Annotated in this window: 16 protein-coding genes; 9 read left to right on the top strand and 7 right to left on the bottom strand. The window is 51.9% G+C overall.

What is annotated here, in order from left to right; all coding sequences use genetic code 11:
* Positions 1-251 precede the first annotated feature (251 nt).
* Positions 252-584: an SMR family transporter gene (locus C7A19_RS14550; RefSeq protein WP_077486472.1), complete on the top strand. Its 333-nt coding sequence runs from the start codon at positions 252-254 to the stop codon at positions 582-584.
* Between the two features lie 77 nt (positions 585-661).
* Here the strand turns inward: C7A19_RS14550 and groL are convergent, their stop codons facing one another.
* Together groL and C7A19_RS14540 are read right to left on the bottom strand one after the other, a co-directional pair.
* Positions 662-2311, bottom strand: a complete 1650-nt coding sequence (groL, locus tag C7A19_RS14545; protein WP_069361508.1) for a chaperonin GroEL — start codon at positions 2309-2311, stop codon at positions 662-664.
* A gap of 43 nt (positions 2312-2354) precedes the next feature.
* Positions 2355-2645: a co-chaperone GroES gene (locus C7A19_RS14540; protein ID WP_046074554.1), complete on the bottom strand. Its 291-nt coding sequence runs from the start codon at positions 2643-2645 to the stop codon at positions 2355-2357.
* 218 nt (positions 2646-2863) lie between these two features.
* Here C7A19_RS14540 and C7A19_RS14535 point away from each other — a divergent pair, with 218 nt between their 5' ends.
* Positions 2864-4213: an MATE family efflux transporter gene (locus C7A19_RS14535; protein ID WP_069361509.1), complete on the top strand. Its 1350-nt coding sequence runs from the start codon at positions 2864-2866 to the stop codon at positions 4211-4213.
* Here C7A19_RS14535 and C7A19_RS14530 read toward each other — a convergent pair.
* Positions 4183-4671 (bottom strand): MarR family transcriptional regulator, encoded by a 489-nt coding sequence (locus C7A19_RS14530; protein ID WP_235614320.1) that lies wholly within the window; start codon positions 4669-4671, stop codon positions 4183-4185. The two genes, C7A19_RS14535 and C7A19_RS14530, sit on opposite strands and share 31 nt — an antisense overlap.
* A 232-nt stretch (positions 4672-4903) precedes the next feature.
* Between C7A19_RS14530 and C7A19_RS14525 the strand changes: the two genes are divergently transcribed.
* Genes C7A19_RS14525 through C7A19_RS14510 form a run of 4 tightly spaced genes read left to right on the top strand, consistent with a single transcriptional unit; the run spans position 4904 to position 9693 of the window.
* Positions 4904-6043, top strand: coding sequence for a homogentisate 1,2-dioxygenase (locus tag C7A19_RS14525; RefSeq protein ID WP_116645255.1), 1140 nt, complete (start codon positions 4904-4906; stop codon positions 6041-6043).
* Between the two features lie 14 nt (positions 6044-6057).
* Positions 6058-7044, top strand: a complete 987-nt coding sequence (locus C7A19_RS14520; protein WP_116645254.1) for a fumarylacetoacetate hydrolase family protein — start codon at positions 6058-6060, stop codon at positions 7042-7044.
* 60 nt (positions 7045-7104) lie between these two features.
* Positions 7105-7725, top strand: a complete 621-nt coding sequence (gene maiA / locus C7A19_RS14515) for a maleylacetoacetate isomerase (protein ID WP_116645253.1) — start codon at positions 7105-7107, stop codon at positions 7723-7725.
* Positions 7726-7734: 9 nt separating this feature from the next.
* On the top strand, positions 7735-9693 hold the full coding sequence (locus tag C7A19_RS14510) for an acetoacetate--CoA ligase (RefSeq protein WP_116645252.1): 1959 nt from the start codon (positions 7735-7737) through the stop codon (positions 9691-9693).
* 72 nt (positions 9694-9765) lie between these two features.
* On the opposite strand, the gene C7A19_RS14505 is transcribed toward C7A19_RS14510, so the two are convergent.
* Positions 9766-10284 carry an FxsA family protein gene (locus C7A19_RS14505; RefSeq protein WP_077600589.1) on the bottom strand — a complete coding sequence of 173 codons (519 nt, stop codon included), beginning with the start codon at positions 10282-10284 and terminating at the stop codon, positions 9766-9768.
* Positions 10285-10578: 294 nt separating this feature from the next.
* Between C7A19_RS14505 and aspA the strand changes: the two genes are divergently transcribed.
* Positions 10579-12042: an aspartate ammonia-lyase gene (gene aspA / locus C7A19_RS14500; protein WP_069361516.1), complete on the top strand. Its 1464-nt coding sequence runs from the start codon at positions 10579-10581 to the stop codon at positions 12040-12042.
* A gap of 98 nt (positions 12043-12140) precedes the next feature.
* Here aspA and C7A19_RS14495 read toward each other — a convergent pair whose 3' ends face one another.
* Positions 12141-13451 (bottom strand): anaerobic C4-dicarboxylate transporter, encoded by a 1311-nt coding sequence (locus C7A19_RS14495; RefSeq protein WP_069361517.1) that lies wholly within the window; start codon positions 13449-13451, stop codon positions 12141-12143.
* A 355-nt stretch (positions 13452-13806) separates the two neighbouring features.
* Between C7A19_RS14495 and C7A19_RS14490 the strand changes: the two genes are divergently transcribed.
* Both C7A19_RS14490 and ykgO read left to right on the top strand, forming a co-directional pair.
* Positions 13807-14076, top strand: a complete 270-nt coding sequence (locus C7A19_RS14490; RefSeq protein ID WP_069361518.1) for a type B 50S ribosomal protein L31 — start codon at positions 13807-13809, stop codon at positions 14074-14076.
* Positions 14073-14216, top strand: coding sequence for a type B 50S ribosomal protein L36 (gene ykgO, locus C7A19_RS14485; protein WP_074214039.1), 144 nt, complete (start codon positions 14073-14075; stop codon positions 14214-14216). Before C7A19_RS14490 ends, ykgO begins: the two co-directional genes overlap by 4 nt.
* Here ykgO and C7A19_RS14480 read toward each other — a convergent pair.
* The gene (locus C7A19_RS14480) at positions 14213-14497 is read right to left on the bottom strand and encodes a DUF2218 domain-containing protein (protein ID WP_116645251.1); all 285 of its coding nucleotides are present in this window, start codon (positions 14495-14497) and stop codon (positions 14213-14215) included. The two genes, ykgO and C7A19_RS14480, sit on opposite strands and share 4 nt — an antisense overlap.
* Before the next feature lie 53 nt (positions 14498-14550).
* The coding region (locus C7A19_RS15645; protein WP_116645250.1) for a TonB-dependent receptor at positions 14551-16179 on the bottom strand (1629 nt) is incomplete at its 5' end.

Raw genomic sequence — 16179 nt, 5'->3', positions numbered from 1 at the left:
TCAACAGGAAGCGCAGTATAGAGATCTCAGTTTTTCCCGCAACCCCTTTTTGCAAAAAAAATCTCACCTGAACGAAATTCGTACAAAATCGTTTTTTTTGTCTATTTTAACCCTTGTGTTTTGCCGCCAGTGTTCACCTTGGCTTACATCGCTCATCATGCTTTTCACTCTTCTCCACTCAAAATGAGGCATACATCATAAAAATTGGCTGGTAGCATGGCCTGCCTGTTTCTCACTTGGGAGTCATCGATATGAAGCATTGGCTTTTTCTAGGGTTTGCTATTGTGGCAGAGGTGATTGCAACCGCATCACTCAAAAACAGTGACGGCTTTTCTAAGCTCGTTCCTTCGATATTAGTGGTGGTGGGATACAGTTTCTCTTTCTATCTACTCGCCCTCACTTTACGCGCAATTCCTGTAGGCATCGCCTATGCGATATGGGCCGGCGCGGGCGTGACATTGATTGCTTTGATTGGTTGGCTAGTCTTTGACCAAAAGCTGGATGCACCGGCGGTGATAGGAATGGCACTGATTGTCTCGGGTGTCGCAGTGATGAATATTTTTTCATCTGCGTCTCCGCACTGAGCCGCGTTATTGGCGTCAGCCCGAGAACGAAAAAACCCAGCCGAAGCTGGGTTTTTTCATTTATGAGGGAAAGGCGATCACATCATGCCGCCCATTCCGCCCATGCCACCCATACCAGCAGCAGCGCCCATATCAGCACCACCGTCTTTTTGTGGCAGATCGGTAACCATGGCTTCAGTGGTGATCATCAGACCCGCAACAGAGGCAGCGAACTGTAGTGCACTACGTGTTACTTTAGTTGGGTCAAGAATACCCATCTCAATCATGTCGCCGTATTCGCCAGTTGATGCATTGTAGCCAAAGTGGTTATCGCCAGATTTCACTTTGTTAGCAACCACTGAGTCTTCATCACCTGCGTTGGTCGCGATTTGACGAAGTGGTGATTCCATGGCGCGCAGTGCAACACGGATGCCCACGTTTTGCTCTTCGTTGTCACCTTTAAGCTCGCCAACTTTGCTCGCCGCACGGATTAGGGCAACACCACCACCGGCAACCACGCCTTCTTCAACCGCCGCACGTGTTGCGTGCAGGGCATCTTCAACGCGATCTTTCTTCTCTTTCATCTCGACTTCTGTCGCCGCACCGACTTTGATCACTGCAACACCGCCAGCCAGTTTAGCGACGCGCTCTTGCAGTTTTTCTTTGTCGTAGTCTGAGGTTGCTTCTTCGATTTGCTGGCGAATCTGCGCAACACGCCCTTCAATCGCCGCTTCCTCACCGACACCGTCAACGATAGTGGTGTTGTCTTTGGTGACGGTAACACGCTTGGCTTGACCCAGGTCTTCCAACGTCACTTTCTCTAGGTCCATGCCGATTTCTTCAGAAACCACAGTACCTGCCGTCAAGGTTGCGATATCTTGCAGCATCGCTTTACGACGGTCACCAAAGCCAGGGGCTTTCACGGCAGCAACTTTGACGATGCCACGCATGTTGTTGACAACCAGGGTTGCCAGCGCTTCACCTTCAAGATCTTCTGCAATGATCAGCAGAGGACGAGACGCTTTAGAAACCGCTTCAAGGGTTGGTAGCAGCTCGCGGATATTCGAGACTTTTTTGTCGATCAGTAGGATAAATGGGTTATCCAGCTCAACGTTACCGGCTTCTTGGTTATTGATGAAGTAAGGAGATAGGTAACCACGATCGAACTGCATGCCTTCTACGACGCTCAGTTCGTCTTGCAGTGATTGACCTTCTTCAACGGTAATAACACCGTCACGACCGACTTTTTCCATCGCTTGAGCGATGATCTTACCAACAGTGTGGTCAGAGTTCGCAGAAATGGTACCCACTTGCTCAATCGCATTGTTGCTGGTGCAAGGCGCAGACAGTTTTTTCAACTCTTCAACCGCCGCAACAACCGCTTTGTCGATACCGCGCTTTAGATCCATTGGGTTCATGCCCGCCGCGACTGCTTTCAAACCTTCATTGACGATAGATTGCGCCAATACAGTTGCAGTTGTCGTTCCGTCACCCGCAGCGTCGTTCGACTGAGACGCCACTTCTTTCACCATTTGTGCGCCCATGTTCTGGAATTTGTCTTCCAGTTCAATTTCACGCGCAACAGAGACGCCATCTTTGGTGATGGTTGGGGCACCGAATGATTTGTCTAGTACTACGTTGCGGCCTTTAGGGCCTAGTGTGACTTTCACGGCATCAGCCAGAACATTCACACCTTCGAGCATTTTCGCACGCGCGTCGTCACTAAATTTAACGTCTTTAGCAGCCATGATTCTATTCCTTTCTTACGTTATTGATTGGAGGTGAAATGAATTATTCAACGATTGCCATAATGTCGCTTTCAGACAAGATCAGAACTTCTTGACCCTCGATTTTTTCCGTCTTGGTGCCAAAGCCTTCAGAGAAGATAACAGTGTCACCCACTTGAACGTCCAATGGCTGCACGTTGCCGTTTTCAAGAATACGGCCTTTGCCTACCGCCAGCACTTTACCGCGGGTAGACTTTTCTGCAGCAGAACCAGTTAACACGATGCCGCCCGCTGATTTAGACTCAGCTTCTTGGCGCTCAACGATAACGCGATCATGTAGTGGACGAATGTTCATCGGTCGTCTCCTGAATTAGTAATGATGTTCCGTTTGATGAAGTAAGTATGCACACAGGCCGTACATGCGTCCGGTTCCTGATGTAACTCCCTATGTGGGGACGCCCTTTTTCTTTCCCAAGGGTTTTACAGTAATTTTTTTGTTTTTTTAGACTGGCAACTTTCTCCGATTGTGAGGATCCGCTAGGGTAAGCCCTCCCAACCCAGTGATAAGCGATTATGAACGACAAACACGGGCTGCTCTCCGCCCCGATCAACCTCACATTGCGTAAGATGACCGTGCCCATGGTATTTGGGCTGTTCGCGATCATCATGTTCAATGTGGTGGATACCTTCTTTATTTCACTGCTTGGCACGGAAGCACTAGCTGCGGTGAGCTTCACCTTCCCCATCACCTTTGCGGTTAACTCCATCACGCTCGGGTTAGGGGTCGGCATTGCCGCCTTGGTGGCGCGATTGCTTGGTCAAGGCGATCATCAAGATGCCGCGCGGGTGTCGAGTCACGGCTTGATCTTGGCGGTATTCATAGTGATGGCCGTCGGTTGGCTGGGGGCGGCTACCATCAATCCAGTGTTCTCCGCACTCGGGGCAAGCGACAACTTATTGCCGTTGATCCACGACTATATGCAGGTATGGTACCTCACCATTCCATTACTTGTGGTACCCATGGCAGGAAACGCCGCTATCCGCGCCACGGGCGACACCAAAACGCCGGCGAAAATCATGATGGTCTCCGGCCTGATTAATGGGACGCTCGATCCCTTACTGATTTTTGGCTTGGGTCCGTTTCCCGAGCTGGGCGTAAAAGGGGCCGCCATCGCCAGCGCCGTCAGTTGGGCGGGGGCATTGATAGCCGCGCTAAGTATACTGATTCGCCGTGAACGGCTACTAATCGCACCACAATGGACCAAGCTGGCGACTGACGTGCGTCAAATCCTTAAAATTGGTATGCCGGCTGGGATGACCAATGCCTTAAACCCGGCGGCAGGTGCCATTTTAATGATGATGCTCGCCTCGCAAGGGACAGAGAGTGTTGCCGCCTATGGCGCCGCTCAGCGTATTGAAGCCATTTTATTAATTGTGATGATGGCGATGACGTCATCGCTCACGCCCTTAATGTCGCAAAACTTTGGCGCGCAATACCATCAACGGGCCTTTCAGGCACTGTTTAGCGCGATGCGCTTTGCCATCTTGTTCCAGTTTGCCCTGTACTTGTCGCTGTGGCCTTTTATCGATCTGATTGCGAATTTGTTCAGTGACGATGTGCGGGTTCAACAAGAAATTGCCCACTATTTGATGGTGGTTCCAGCCAGTTACGGCTTACAAGGCACCTTGATGTTGTTGGTCGGCGGCCTGAATGCTATGAAGCGTTCATTGCATTCGTTCGCCTGCAACCTCGTCCGTTTGTTTGTCTTCTTGGTGCCCTGTGCGTGGCTGGGCGGCATGGTCAACGGCACCCATGGCCTGTTTGCGGGAATCGCCATTGCTAATCTACTGGCCGGTATTATGGCGTACCTGTATGCCGTGGTGCTGCGCCGTCAGACACTCGCGGCATCATTGTCCGTCTGAGCCAACTCATGAACGCGGTGCTGCAGAGCGTCTAACGCCTGATAAAGCGCTTGATACTGCGCCGCACTGAGTCCCTCAAGCATGGCTGTTTCCCACTCCAACACCTTGGGGACAATAGTCTGATAATGGGTGCGTCCTTTATCGGTCAAATGGACTAACGCGGCGCGCTGATCACCTTGGCACGCGCGTCGCTCTACCAGTTGGTGCTGCTCTAAACGGGTAAGCAAGCGCGACACTTTTACTTTATCCAGCCGCGTTTCTGCGGCTAAATCTTTCGCCATCACGCCATCCCGTGCCCCCAAAGAGGCCAGCACGCGCCATTCTGGACGCGATAATCCAAACTCTGCTTCATAACGTGCCGCAAGACTATCGGCCACCAACTCCGCCGTGTGGACCAACTTATAAGGCAAAAAGCTATCGAGTGCTAAATGAGGAAGGGTCATATCAGTTAGTTTCAAATGAAATCATATAACCTACTTTACGAGAGGCTTCGATAAGATGCAAAGGTAGTGCTTTGTTTACACTTACGATTTTTAGGCGGCAAAAATACTGAACACTCAAAGTAAAATATTTGTTAACAGAGCGTTGCTTTTTCTCGTCTCTGATCGCTAGTATAAACGGATAGATTGTTTCTTTTGAAACTATTTGGCCGTCCCGGTGAGCACGGCCGCCCAGCACAAGGAGCGAGTTATGCGAAAGTGGTTTTCATTCCCTATTCGTGAAGGGGATGCCTCACGTCAAGCCCACTGCGACTTTCCCGAGGGAACCTACGAGCGCGAGTGTGGCAAGGAAGGCTTTTTTGGCCCGGCCAGTCATATGTATCACCGCCATCCCCCGACGGGCTGGAGCGAGTGGGAAGGCCCATTACGACCGCATGCTTTTGATACCAACCGAGTTGAAACGCAAGGCACGTCGCCAATGGATGCACCTGTGCTGTTATCTAATGCCAACGTTCAGGTTCGCTTATGGCGTACCGATACCGCCATGTCTTATCTGGTGCGCAACAGCGATGGCGACGATTGCTTGTTTGTCCATCAGGGCGAAGGCTCGCTGTATTGCGATTATGGCCACTTGCGCTACAGCAAAGGCGATTATTTGATCGTTCCTCGCGCCACCAGCTGGCGACTGGTGCCGGATGAGGCCACCTCCTTGCTGATGATTGAAGCGACTCATGGCTCCTACATGAGCGCCGAACGAGGCATTGTCGGCGAACATGCGGTGTTTGACCCTGCGGTGTTAGAACATGCGCGCATTGACGATAGTTTTAAAGCCCAGCAATCCGACAGCGAAAGCTGGCAAGTGATGATCAAATCGCGCCAACAGCTTAACCGTGTCACTTACCCTTATAACCCACTCGATGCCGTGGGCTGGAAGGGCAATCTCACCGTATTCCGGCTCAACTGGCGAGATATCCGCCCGTTGATGAGCCATCGTTACCACTTACCACCATCCGCGCACACCACCTTTGTCGCGCAAGGTTTTGTGATTTGTACCTTTGTCCCCCGCCCGATCGAGTCAGATCCTGGCGCACTGAAGGTGCCTTTCTACCACAATAACGATGACTATGATGAAGTGCTTTTCTATCACCAAGGTGACTTTTTCAGCCGCGATAACATTGATGCCGGCATGGTGACTCTACACCCTTGTGGCTTCCCACATGGTCCTCACCCAAAAGCCTTTGCTGCGGGCAAAAAGCATCAGAAAAAAGAGACCGACGAAGTGGCGGTGATGATTGATACCCGCATGCCACTTGATATGGGCGACGCGGCGAAAGCCACCGAACTGACCGATTATGTTTACTCTTGGCGCACGCCAAGTGACGCAGAATAGCGAAGGAGAAAGCAATGAAACTGGCTTCACTCAAACACGGACGTGATGGCAAATTGATTTTGGTCTCTCGTGACCTTACTCGCGCCGTCCACGCCGACGATATTGCGCCCACACTACAAGCGGCACTCGATAATTGGGCGACACTGGCGCCCAAACTGACTCAGCGCTACGACGCGCTCAACGACAACCAAGTCAGTGAGTCCTTTGCCTTTGACCCAAGCGTCTGCGACTCTCCACTGCCCCGCGCCTTTCAGTGGGCGGATGGTAGCGCCTACGTTAACCACGTTGAACTGGTGCGCAAAGCACGCGGCGCACAAATGCCTGAGAGTTTTTGGACCGATCCTTTGATGTATCAAGGCATGTCTGATGGCTTTCTTGGTCCGCGTGATGAGATTGAATTAGTGGATGATGCGTGGGGCTGTGACTTTGAAGCCGAGCTAGCCGTCGTCACCGATGATGTCCCCATGCACCTAAGCGCTGACAAAGCCGGCCAACACATTAAATTACTGATGCTGGTCAACGATGTTTCTCTGCGCAACCTGATCCCCGGCGAGCTTGCCAAAGGGTTCGGCTTTTTCCAATCCAAGCCCGCCTCTGCCTTTTCGCCGGTGGCGGTTACCCCTGATGAGCTGGGCGATCACTGGCGCGATCATAAAGTCCACTTACCGATGCATGTCACCCTCAACGGCGAATGGTTCGGCTCGCCCGAGGCCGGTGTCGATATGACCTTTGATTTTGCCGAACTGGTCGCCCATGTAGCGAAAAGCCGCCATGTCAGTGCCGGGACTATTATTGGCTCCGGCACCGTGTCCAATACCGATCGCAGTAAAGGCTCGTGCTGCTTAGCCGAAAAGCGCATGCTAGAAATTATCGACCAAGGCGAGGCAAAAACCCCGTTTATGACCTTTGGCGATAGCGTCACTATCGATATGCGCGACAGCCAAGATGCGTCTATTTTCGGCGCCATTGAGCAAACTGTGACCCGTTACATCGCAGAGTAACCTTGATGCGCGCCTAGTACCTCTAGGCGCGCTTGACGTTGACGCCGTCTAGGAGCTTGTATGCTGCTTTATGATTACAGTAAGTCGACCGCGGCCTATCGCGTCCGCATCGCCCTTGGCCTTAAAGGCCTTACCTACCAACGAGAAACCGTTTCTCTGCTGGATAAACACCAGCACAGTGACGCCTATCGTTCACTCAATCCCGCCGGTTTAGTGCCGACCTTGGTCGATGGCGATGTCACCTTGAGCCAATCACTGGCCATTATCGAATACCTCGATGAGCGCTATCCACAGGTCAAACTGCTCCCCAGTGATCCAGTGCAAAAAGCCCAGTGCCGCTCACTGGCACTCGACATTGCCTGTGATGTGCATCCACTCAATAACTTACGGGTTCTACAATACTTAACTGGCCCCTTTGGCCACAGTGATGATGACAAAATCACTTGGTATCACCATTGGCTAAACCAAGGGTTCGATGGCTTGGAAGCCAAACTACAGGGATTAGACAGCTCCTTTATCGGCGGAGAAGCGCCCAATTTGGCCGATATTTGTTTGGTCGCGCAGCTGTTTAATGCACGCCGATTTGCGTTTGATTTAACGGCATACCCAACCCTGACACGCATTGAAGCGCAGTGCCAAACGTTGGATGCATTTATACAGGCACATCCTGATAAGGGCTAAGGAGAGGACATGAAAGACGGATTGTTGTGGGCGCCGGATAAGGAACGTCAAACCCACACCTTACTCGCCGCGTTTATCCGTGCCGTGAATCAGACTCACGACACCCAGCTAAGCGGTTATGACGATCTTTATGCATGGTCAGTACGTCAAAGCGGCGATTTTTGGCAACAGTTATGGCAATTTGCCGGCGTGATCGGCGATCCGGGCGAGAGAGTGTGCGATATCGATCCCGAGCACCCCAATCGAGATAGCCACTGGTTTCCCACCGCACGTCTGAACTATGCCGAAAACCTGCTCAAGCACGCAGAGCAATATGCCGACCAACCGGCGATGATTTTTAGCGGTGAGCATGAGGTAGCACGAACCCTCACTTGGCGTGAGCTCGTTGATCAAGTCGCGGCCATCCGTCACTACCTAGACACACAAGGCGTCCAACCGGGCGATGTGGTTGCTGGCTATTTACCTAACCTGCCTGAAACCGTGATTGCGATGCTTGCCACCGCGGCACTGGGCGCGATTTGGACCTCAACCTCACCGGATTTTGGCGTCGACAGTGTGTTAGACCGTTTTGGCCAAACCGAGCCCAAAGTGCTGTTTACCACCGATCATTACCACTATAACGGCAAAACCTATGACTGCCTGAATAAAGCACAGCAGGTGGTGGATAAGGTACCAGCCATTGAGCGCTTAGTGGTGATCCCTTTTGATGGCGTTCGACCTTCTTTACCTGCTGGCGTGGATAATTGGCAAGATTTATTAGCCCACGACGCGCCGCCGCTTCGCTTTACCCGGGTGGCGTTCAATGCTCCACTCTTTGTGCTTTACTCTTCCGGCACCACGGGCAAGCCCAAGTGCATTATTCATTCGGTAGGGGGAATATTGCTCAATCATTTGAAAGAGCATCAGCTCCATTCGGATGTGCGCCCCGGCGATCGCTTTTTCTATTTCACCACCTGCGGCTGGATGATGTGGAATTGGCAAGTCAGCGCTTTAGCAAGCGGCGCGACCTTGGTGCTTTATGATGGCTCACCGTTTTATCCAGATGCGGGGGTACTTTGGCGACTGGCCGAGCGGCATCAGCTCACCCTTTTTGGTACCGCAGCGAAATACTTAGAAGCATTGGAAAAACAAGGTGTGGCGCCGAAAGATGATTACTCGCTGGCGTCGCTACGCGTCCTATGTTCGACCGGCTCGGTACTTGCGCCCGAGCAGTTTGATTATGTCTATCAAAAGATAAAGTCTAATCTGCAGTTAAGTTCGATTGCGGGTGGCACTGATATTTGTGGCTGCTTTGTTCTTGGCAGTCCACTGTCACCGGTTTATCGCGGCGAAAGCCAAAAGCGCGGCTTGGCGCTGGATGTACAAGTGTTTAACCCCCAAGGCCAAGCAGTTGAGGAGCAGAAAGGGGAGCTGGTGTGTTGCAATAGCTTCCCCAACCAGCCGGTTGGCTTTTGGCACGATACCGATGGCAGTCGCTATCACAATGCCTATTGGAACAAGATGGATGATATCTGGTTTCATGGTGACTATGTGCGCCTGACCGCACAAGGTGGCATGGTGTTTTATGGTCGGTCTGATGCGGTATTGAACCCGGGCGGGGTACGAATTGGTACGGCGGAGATCTATCGCCATGTAAATCAGCTTAGCGAGATCATGGATTCAGTGGTCATCGGTCAGCAATGGAAAAACGATGTCCGCGTAGTGCTATTCGTCAAACTCGCTGCTGGTGTGACACTGGATGAACCACTCAAGCAAACCATCAAAAAAACCATCCGCACCCAGTGCACGCCGCGTCATGTTCCCGCCGTGATTGCCGAGGTGAGCGATATTCCGCGCACCAAGTCAGGGAAACTGGCCGAGCTGGCGGTGCGCGATGTGGTCCATGGCCAAGACGTGGCACAGTTAAGCGCCTTGGATAACCCAGCATCACTCGATCAATACCGTCAGCGCCCCGAGCTCACCCAATAAGCGGACGTTATGATCGAAAAAGGCCGCATCCTCATGATGCGGCCTTTTGGCTGAATTTAACCCCGAAATGGCTTAGCGCAGACGATGGTCATCATCGTCGTCATCTTTGCGCTCATATTCCCCCTCAAAGGTGTTGCCATCGTCACCACGGCCTCCGCGACGAAAAGGATCTTCCCCAAAAGGTCCTTGCGCATTGCCCCCTTGATGGAAGCCACCTTGGCTAAAGCCCGCTTGAGAGACAGTGACGCGCTTCATCACTTGTTTGGCGAGCGCGGCACGCGGTGCTGGTAGCAGCACCAACATCCCCATTGCATCGGTCATAAAGCCTGGCGTTAACAGCAGCACGCCAGCGACGGCCAGCATCACGCCTTCAAGGATTTGCTGGGCGGGCAATTCTCCGCGATTAAGCCTGTCTTGCACCGAGGCCAAGGTCATCAGTCCTTGGCTGCGCACCAAGGAGGCTCCGACGAATGCGGTGATCAAAACCAGCGCCAGTGTTGGCCACAATCCCAACCAACCACCAACCTGAATAAACAGGCCGATTTCAATCACTGGGACCAGAATAAATAGCAGCAATAAGATTGGAAACACGATTCACCTCGCGCTGGAAATGGACTTTTCATCCTAACATCAAAATCCGCCAAACGCCGAACAACGAAACCGAATTTAGCGCTTGAATCAATGTGCAAGAAAGCGCATTTTGTCTATGCGCCATGCTACAGCTGTGACCGGGGTCAGCCCTTTTCACCGCATTATATGCTGTAATGGCGGCTGAAAGGATGTAACAGATAATACATCCAGCCAAAATCTCTGAGGAATGGATTCTACAGCAAAATTTGTGGCGACGTTTTAATCATTATAATAACTTGATGTTAAGGCCAACGCATGTCTCAGACGATTGTAACACCCAATGAAACCTCGATCCTCACTACTGCAACCCGTTTAGAAGAAGATTTACTCGGCCAACGCGCGGTACCTGCCGATGCCTACTACGGTATCCATACGTTGCGGGCAGTCGAAAACTTTACCATTTCCGGTACCCGGATTTCTGATATCCCCGATTTCGTTCGCGGCATGGTTTACACCAAAAAAGCCGCTGCGATGGCAAACCAAGAGCTTGGTGTTATTCCTGCCGATGTCGGTGATTACATCATCAAAGCTTGTGACCAGATTTTAGAAACCGGCAAATGCATGGATCAGTTCCCCTCGGATGTCTTCCAAGGCGGCGCAGGCACCTCTGTCAACATGAATGCCAACGAGGTGATTGCCAACCTTGCGCTTGAACTGATGGGGCATGAGAAAGGTGACTATGATGTGATTAACCCCAACGATCACGTCAATAAGAGCCAATCCACCAACTGTGCGTACCCAACAGGCTTCCGTATTGCCGTTTACAACAGCATTCTCAAGCTGATGGATGCGATTGATTACCTGCAAAAAGAATTCGATGCCAAAGCTGAAGCCTATGCGCATGTCATCAAAATGGGCCGCACCCAGCTACAAGACGCGGTACCGATGACGGTCGGGCAAGAATTCAAAGCGTTCTCAGTGCTACTGCGCGAAGAAATCAAAAACATTAAATATACCGCCGCGCTACTGTTAGAGGTCAACCTCGGCGCCACCGCGATTGGCACCAAACTGAATGCCGCAGAAGGCTATCAGCAACTGGCGGTGAAACGCCTAGCTGAAATCACAGGCCTGCCGTGTATCCCAGCAGAAGATTTGATTGAAGCCACGTCAGACTGTGGATCGTATGTGATGGTCCATGGCTCGCTAAAACGCCTGGCGGTGAAACTATCGAAGATTTGTAACGACCTCCGACTGCTCTCCTCGGGCCCACGTGCCGGGCTCAATGAAATTAACCTACCTGAAATGCAGGCCGGTTCATCCATCATGCCCGCTAAGGTTAACCCGGTGATCCCAGAAGTGGTTAACCAGGTTTGCTATCGCGTGATGGGGAATGACACCACCATCACCTTTGCTGCCGAAGCCGGTCAATTGCAACTTAACGTGATGGAGCCGGTGATTGGCCAGGCGCTGTTTGAGTCAATCTCCATTCTGGCGAATGGCTGCCGGAACTTGGGTGAGAAGTGCGTGAGTGGGATCACCGTTAACCAAGCAGTGTGCGAACACTACGTGCTTAACTCGATTGGGATTATCACTTATCTTAACCCCTTTATCGGCCACCATGAAGGCGATATTGTCGGTAAGATTTGCGCCGAAACGGGCAAGAGCGTCAAAGAGGTGGTGCTCGAGCGTGGTTTAATGACCGAGGCGGAGCTGGACGAGATCTTCTCGGTGGAGAACCTGATGCATCCTAAGTATCGCGGTAAACGCTTTAACGCCTAGTGGGTCAGTCATCAGTGGGTCACTCACAACAGACACCAACCACCTACAGAGACAACAAGGGCGCTGACAGCGCCCTTCTTTTATACCTTAAATTGCCGTTACAAGACCTGGGTAATCAGCAAACCACAAGCGATACTGAACACCATACTCAGCAAGCCTGGTGCCATAAAGCTGTGATTAAAAATATACTTACCAATCCGCGTGGTGCCGGTTCGGTCAAAGTCGATGGAGGCAATGATCGGCCCGTAGTTAGGAATAAAGAAGTAGCCATTCACCGCTACAAAGGTCGCAATAATCATCGAAGGCGGCAGCCCCAAGGTAATCGCCACAGGCACCAACACCGCTGTCGTTGCACCTTGGCTGTTCACCATGACTGACAAAGCGAACAGCGCAAACGCAAATGTCCACGGTGCCATCTCAACCAAGCCAGACACCGCCTCTTTTACCATCTCGCCATGGCCACCAATCAAAGTATCACCTAGCCAAGCAATACCAAAGATAGCGACAATCGCACGCATCCCGGCATGGAATACCGAACCTTGGCTAATCGCATTGCCGTCCGGCTTACAGGTCAAAATGATCAGTGCCCCCACTGACAACATCACGATTTCAATGGTATGCGCCATCCCCATTGGCTCGCCATCAAAGGCCGGGCGCAGGGTTGGGAATGCCCCCATTATGACCACGGCTAAGGCACCAAATAAGAACAAGCCAACCGATTTCTTCGCCTCCGGCGTGACTTCGATATCTTCCACCGCCAAATCCGCTTCCATTTCTCGACGAAAGTCGGGATCTTGTAAGCGGCGTTGATATTCAGGATCGTCTTTAAGCTCTTTACCCAGCTTATTAACAATCACACACGCCAAGGCAAGGCCAATAAAGGTGCTGGGAATGGTAACCGACAGCACATCAGTAAGGGTAATCCCTTGCGGCTCTAAAAAGGCCACACACGCCACCACCGCAGCGGCGATGGGGCTGGCCACAATCGCAAATTGCGAGGCAATGACCGCCATCCCTAACGGACGAGCCGGACGAATGCCGCTTTTACGACTGACTTCAGCGATAACAGGTAAGACCGAATAGGCAACGTGTCCGGTTCCCGCCATCATGGTGAATACATAAGTCACTAAAGGGGCAACAAAGGTAATGTGACGTGGGTTTTTACGTAATATATTGGTGGCAATTTTAATTAAAAAATCCAAGCCACCTGCTGCTTGCATGGTGGCTGCCGCGGCGACCACCGCCATGATCATTAATAAAACATCAATCGGCGGATGCGTGGGCTGTAAACCAAACCCAAAACTTAAGACAGCGAGCCCGACCCCGCCCATCACACCTAAACCAATGCCGCCGATACGGGCACCAATTAAGATGCAGCTGAGTACCACTAATAACTCAACCAAGAACATAACTTTCTCCTACTTTGGATAGACGTCCCCACGCGTCCGTTCACATGCATTCATTGTCTATGGCACGCCCATGGCGTATTGGGGGTAGATACGATATGACGGCTCCTCCGTCGGCCTATCGCCACTAATAAGCACCATCCTTGGTGGGAGATGTGAGCAACCGCGCTCAGCACCATCGCCAAATCCTAACCAGGTGCCGTCACGCGTATGTTGATTCAGGTAAGAAAAAGTAACACTTTTCGCGAACTGACAACAAAAAGTTCGGGAAATGAGATCTTTAACCTGGACGCTGATGGACTTTTCATTCTTCCTTACTGATGTTACGTTATAACATAACAAACAACGGAGAGTCGTTATGAAAGCCAATATCCATCCCGAATACCGTTCTGTCGTTTTTCATGACACCAGTGTTGACGCCTATTTTATTGTCGGCTCAACCTTGCAAACATCACGTACCATCGAGTGGCAAGATGGCAAAACCTATCCTTACTACCCACTGGATATCTCGAGCGCCTCACATCCGGTATATACCGGGAAGGCAAGAGCGACGAACAAAGAGGGGCGCGCGGCACACTTCGCGCGTAAGTTTGGCCAAGTCGGCCGCCGCAAAAAGGCGTCGTCATGAAGGTCGTTAACTCACTAAAAAGCGCCCGCCAGCGCCATCCTGATTGTCAGGTTGTCCGTCGTCGCGGGCGCATGTTCGTCATCTGCAAAACCAATCCACGTTTTAAGGCCGTACAAGGCCGCGCGAAAAAACGCGCCTAAGCGTCGGCGACGCACTGCCACTGATGGGGCAGTGCTTCTCGGCGTGCAAACATCTTGATGTGGCTACTGACCGTCTCAGTCACCAAGGTTAAGCTCGCTTCATCGTCGGCATGGCATGTAACACGCAACTGGGTTCCTTGCACCTGCATATCACACACTCCCGCAGGGAAATGTACGCGTCCTGTTTGCTCATCCCAGCTCGCCTCGACTTTGCGACCAAAGTGACGACACAAGGTCTGCAAGTAACGTGGGGCATGCTCGGAGTCAATTATCGTCGTCATACTAGGCGTCAATGCTCCTTGATAGGTGGGCGCAAGCGCCCACCTCTTTGCGATTAAAATTGATAGGATGCCGTCAATTTAATATTGCGACCAGGCTCGTAATCGAGGATTTCTGCGCCTCGTTTACCTGAGGTTGACGCATGCGAGCGATAGCGACTGTCAAACAGGTTGTCGACCCCTGCCGTCAAAGTGAACCCGTCTACTGCCATCGGTTGCCACTGAGCGAACACGTTGTGGACTGTGTAGCCCGGCTTGGTCAAGTTGCTATCAGGAACGGTGGTCGATCGCTGAATTTGAGTGTTCCACCCCAGCAAAACATCCCAACGGGTCAACGCGTAATCCGCATTCAAGGCTACGGTATCGCCGAGGTGGCGGGCGCGACCAAAAATCTGATCCAGTTGATACGCCTCTGAATAACTCACATCCGTGCGACTGTAACTGGCTGACGCCGTCCACTGCTGCCATGCCCAATAGGTACTCGCCTCAAAACCGCGATAGGTGACATCGCCACGGTTGGTGGTTTCATAAGCCCAGTTGCCACCGCCATCTTTGTAGCTGCGCACCACAATTTCATCATCGAGTTCAGTGCGAAACACCGTCAAATTGGCGGTCAACAAGTAGTCTTTTTGCGCCGCTGCATTAGACAGGCGCACGCCAGTTTCATCGGTCCGGCCATGCTCGGCTTTCAAGTCTTTATCCGCGCTTTCACTCAGTGCTGTGGTGGTAAATGACTCGTTCAATGGTGGCGCTTTGTGCAGCTCCCGGCTATTGGCAAACACGGTGAGATAGTCGTTAGCGACAAACTCGGCCCCCAATGCCAACGACACATCATCATAACGCTGACTCGAGCTGGTCGCTCGGCGATCAAAGCTGTCATAACGCGCCGCGGGCGTCACCGAAAAACGTGGGGTCAGCGCTATCTTGTCTTCCACATACAGCGCAATCTTGTCGGCCGATTCCAAAATCTGTACACCCGGTTTGGCAAATTGAGTGTCGTTGTCTTGATTTTCATAGTGCGCACCGTACGCGAGTTGGTGATCGCCAATACGCTGTGACACACTGAGTTTTACCCCAAGGTTCGTGTCTTCCGCCACGTTGACGCCTTTGCGGTCAGCCAGAAATGGGTGGGTGGCAAATTCGGTTTCATCACGGGTGAGTGACAGCTGGTTATAATAGGCCAGCGCTTTCAATTCGATAGCTTGTGACGGGGTGTATTCGTAATTGATCGTGGCGGTATCGCGATCGTAGGTCACTGGCAGTATCATTTCACCGGTACGATTGCGGTTGAAGCTTACACCCATATCAGGACGCGGCAGATAGTCGCCCTTATCGCGATACTTATCATAACTGAGTTCAAAGCGATGCCCACTTGCAGGCTCCCAGCCTACTTTTACTAAGCCATTAGTGATCTCTCCCTCACCGCCAAAGGTGCGATTACCGTCACCATCTTTAAAGTTGTCCCGATCAAAACGGCTAATATATGCCATCGCATCCCATTCATCACTCAACAACCCATAAACGGTCAACGAGCCTTGTTGGGAGTCATTACTGCCCCAACCAGCACTTAGGCGTGCTCCAAATGTCTCATTAGCACGCAAGAGATCGTAGGGATCTTTGGTTTCAAACGCGACCGCACCCCCTAGCTCGCTGGTGAGAATCGACGAGGCGCCCACCGCGACATC

Source organism: Salinivibrio sp. HTSP, assembly GCF_003390965.1.
GTDB lineage: Bacteria > Pseudomonadota > Gammaproteobacteria > Enterobacterales > Vibrionaceae > Salinivibrio > Salinivibrio kushneri.
The sequence above is the reverse complement of the archived record's forward strand: the minus strand, read 5'-3'. Positions and strand labels throughout refer to the sequence as shown.

Bases quoted from the DNA above. Each gene is read 5' to 3' on its own strand.
- C7A19_RS14550 (WP_077486472.1), top strand. From the start codon at position 252: ATGAAGCATTGGCTTTTTCTAGGGTTTGCTATTGTGGCAGAGGTGATT.
- groL (WP_069361508.1), bottom strand. From the start codon at position 2,311: ATGGCTGCTAAAGACGTTAAATTTAGTGACGACGCGCGTGCGAAAATG.
- C7A19_RS14540 (WP_046074554.1), bottom strand. From the start codon at position 2,645: ATGAACATTCGTCCACTACATGATCGCGTTATCGTTGAGCGCCAAGAA.
- C7A19_RS14535 (WP_069361509.1), top strand. From the start codon at position 2,864: ATGAACGACAAACACGGGCTGCTCTCCGCCCCGATCAACCTCACATTG.
- C7A19_RS14525 (WP_116645255.1), top strand. From the start codon at position 4,904: ATGCGAAAGTGGTTTTCATTCCCTATTCGTGAAGGGGATGCCTCACGT.
- C7A19_RS14520 (WP_116645254.1), top strand. From the start codon at position 6,058: ATGAAACTGGCTTCACTCAAACACGGACGTGATGGCAAATTGATTTTG.
- maiA (WP_116645253.1), top strand. From the start codon at position 7,105: ATGCTGCTTTATGATTACAGTAAGTCGACCGCGGCCTATCGCGTCCGC.
- C7A19_RS14510 (WP_116645252.1), top strand. From the start codon at position 7,735: ATGAAAGACGGATTGTTGTGGGCGCCGGATAAGGAACGTCAAACCCAC.
- aspA (WP_069361516.1), top strand. From the start codon at position 10,579: ATGTCTCAGACGATTGTAACACCCAATGAAACCTCGATCCTCACTACT.
- C7A19_RS14495 (WP_069361517.1), bottom strand. From the start codon at position 13,451: ATGTTCTTGGTTGAGTTATTAGTGGTACTCAGCTGCATCTTAATTGGT.
- C7A19_RS14490 (WP_069361518.1), top strand. From the start codon at position 13,807: ATGAAAGCCAATATCCATCCCGAATACCGTTCTGTCGTTTTTCATGAC.
- ykgO (WP_074214039.1), top strand. From the start codon at position 14,073: ATGAAGGTCGTTAACTCACTAAAAAGCGCCCGCCAGCGCCATCCTGAT.
- C7A19_RS14480 (WP_116645251.1), bottom strand. From the start codon at position 14,497: ATGACGACGATAATTGACTCCGAGCATGCCCCACGTTACTTGCAGACC.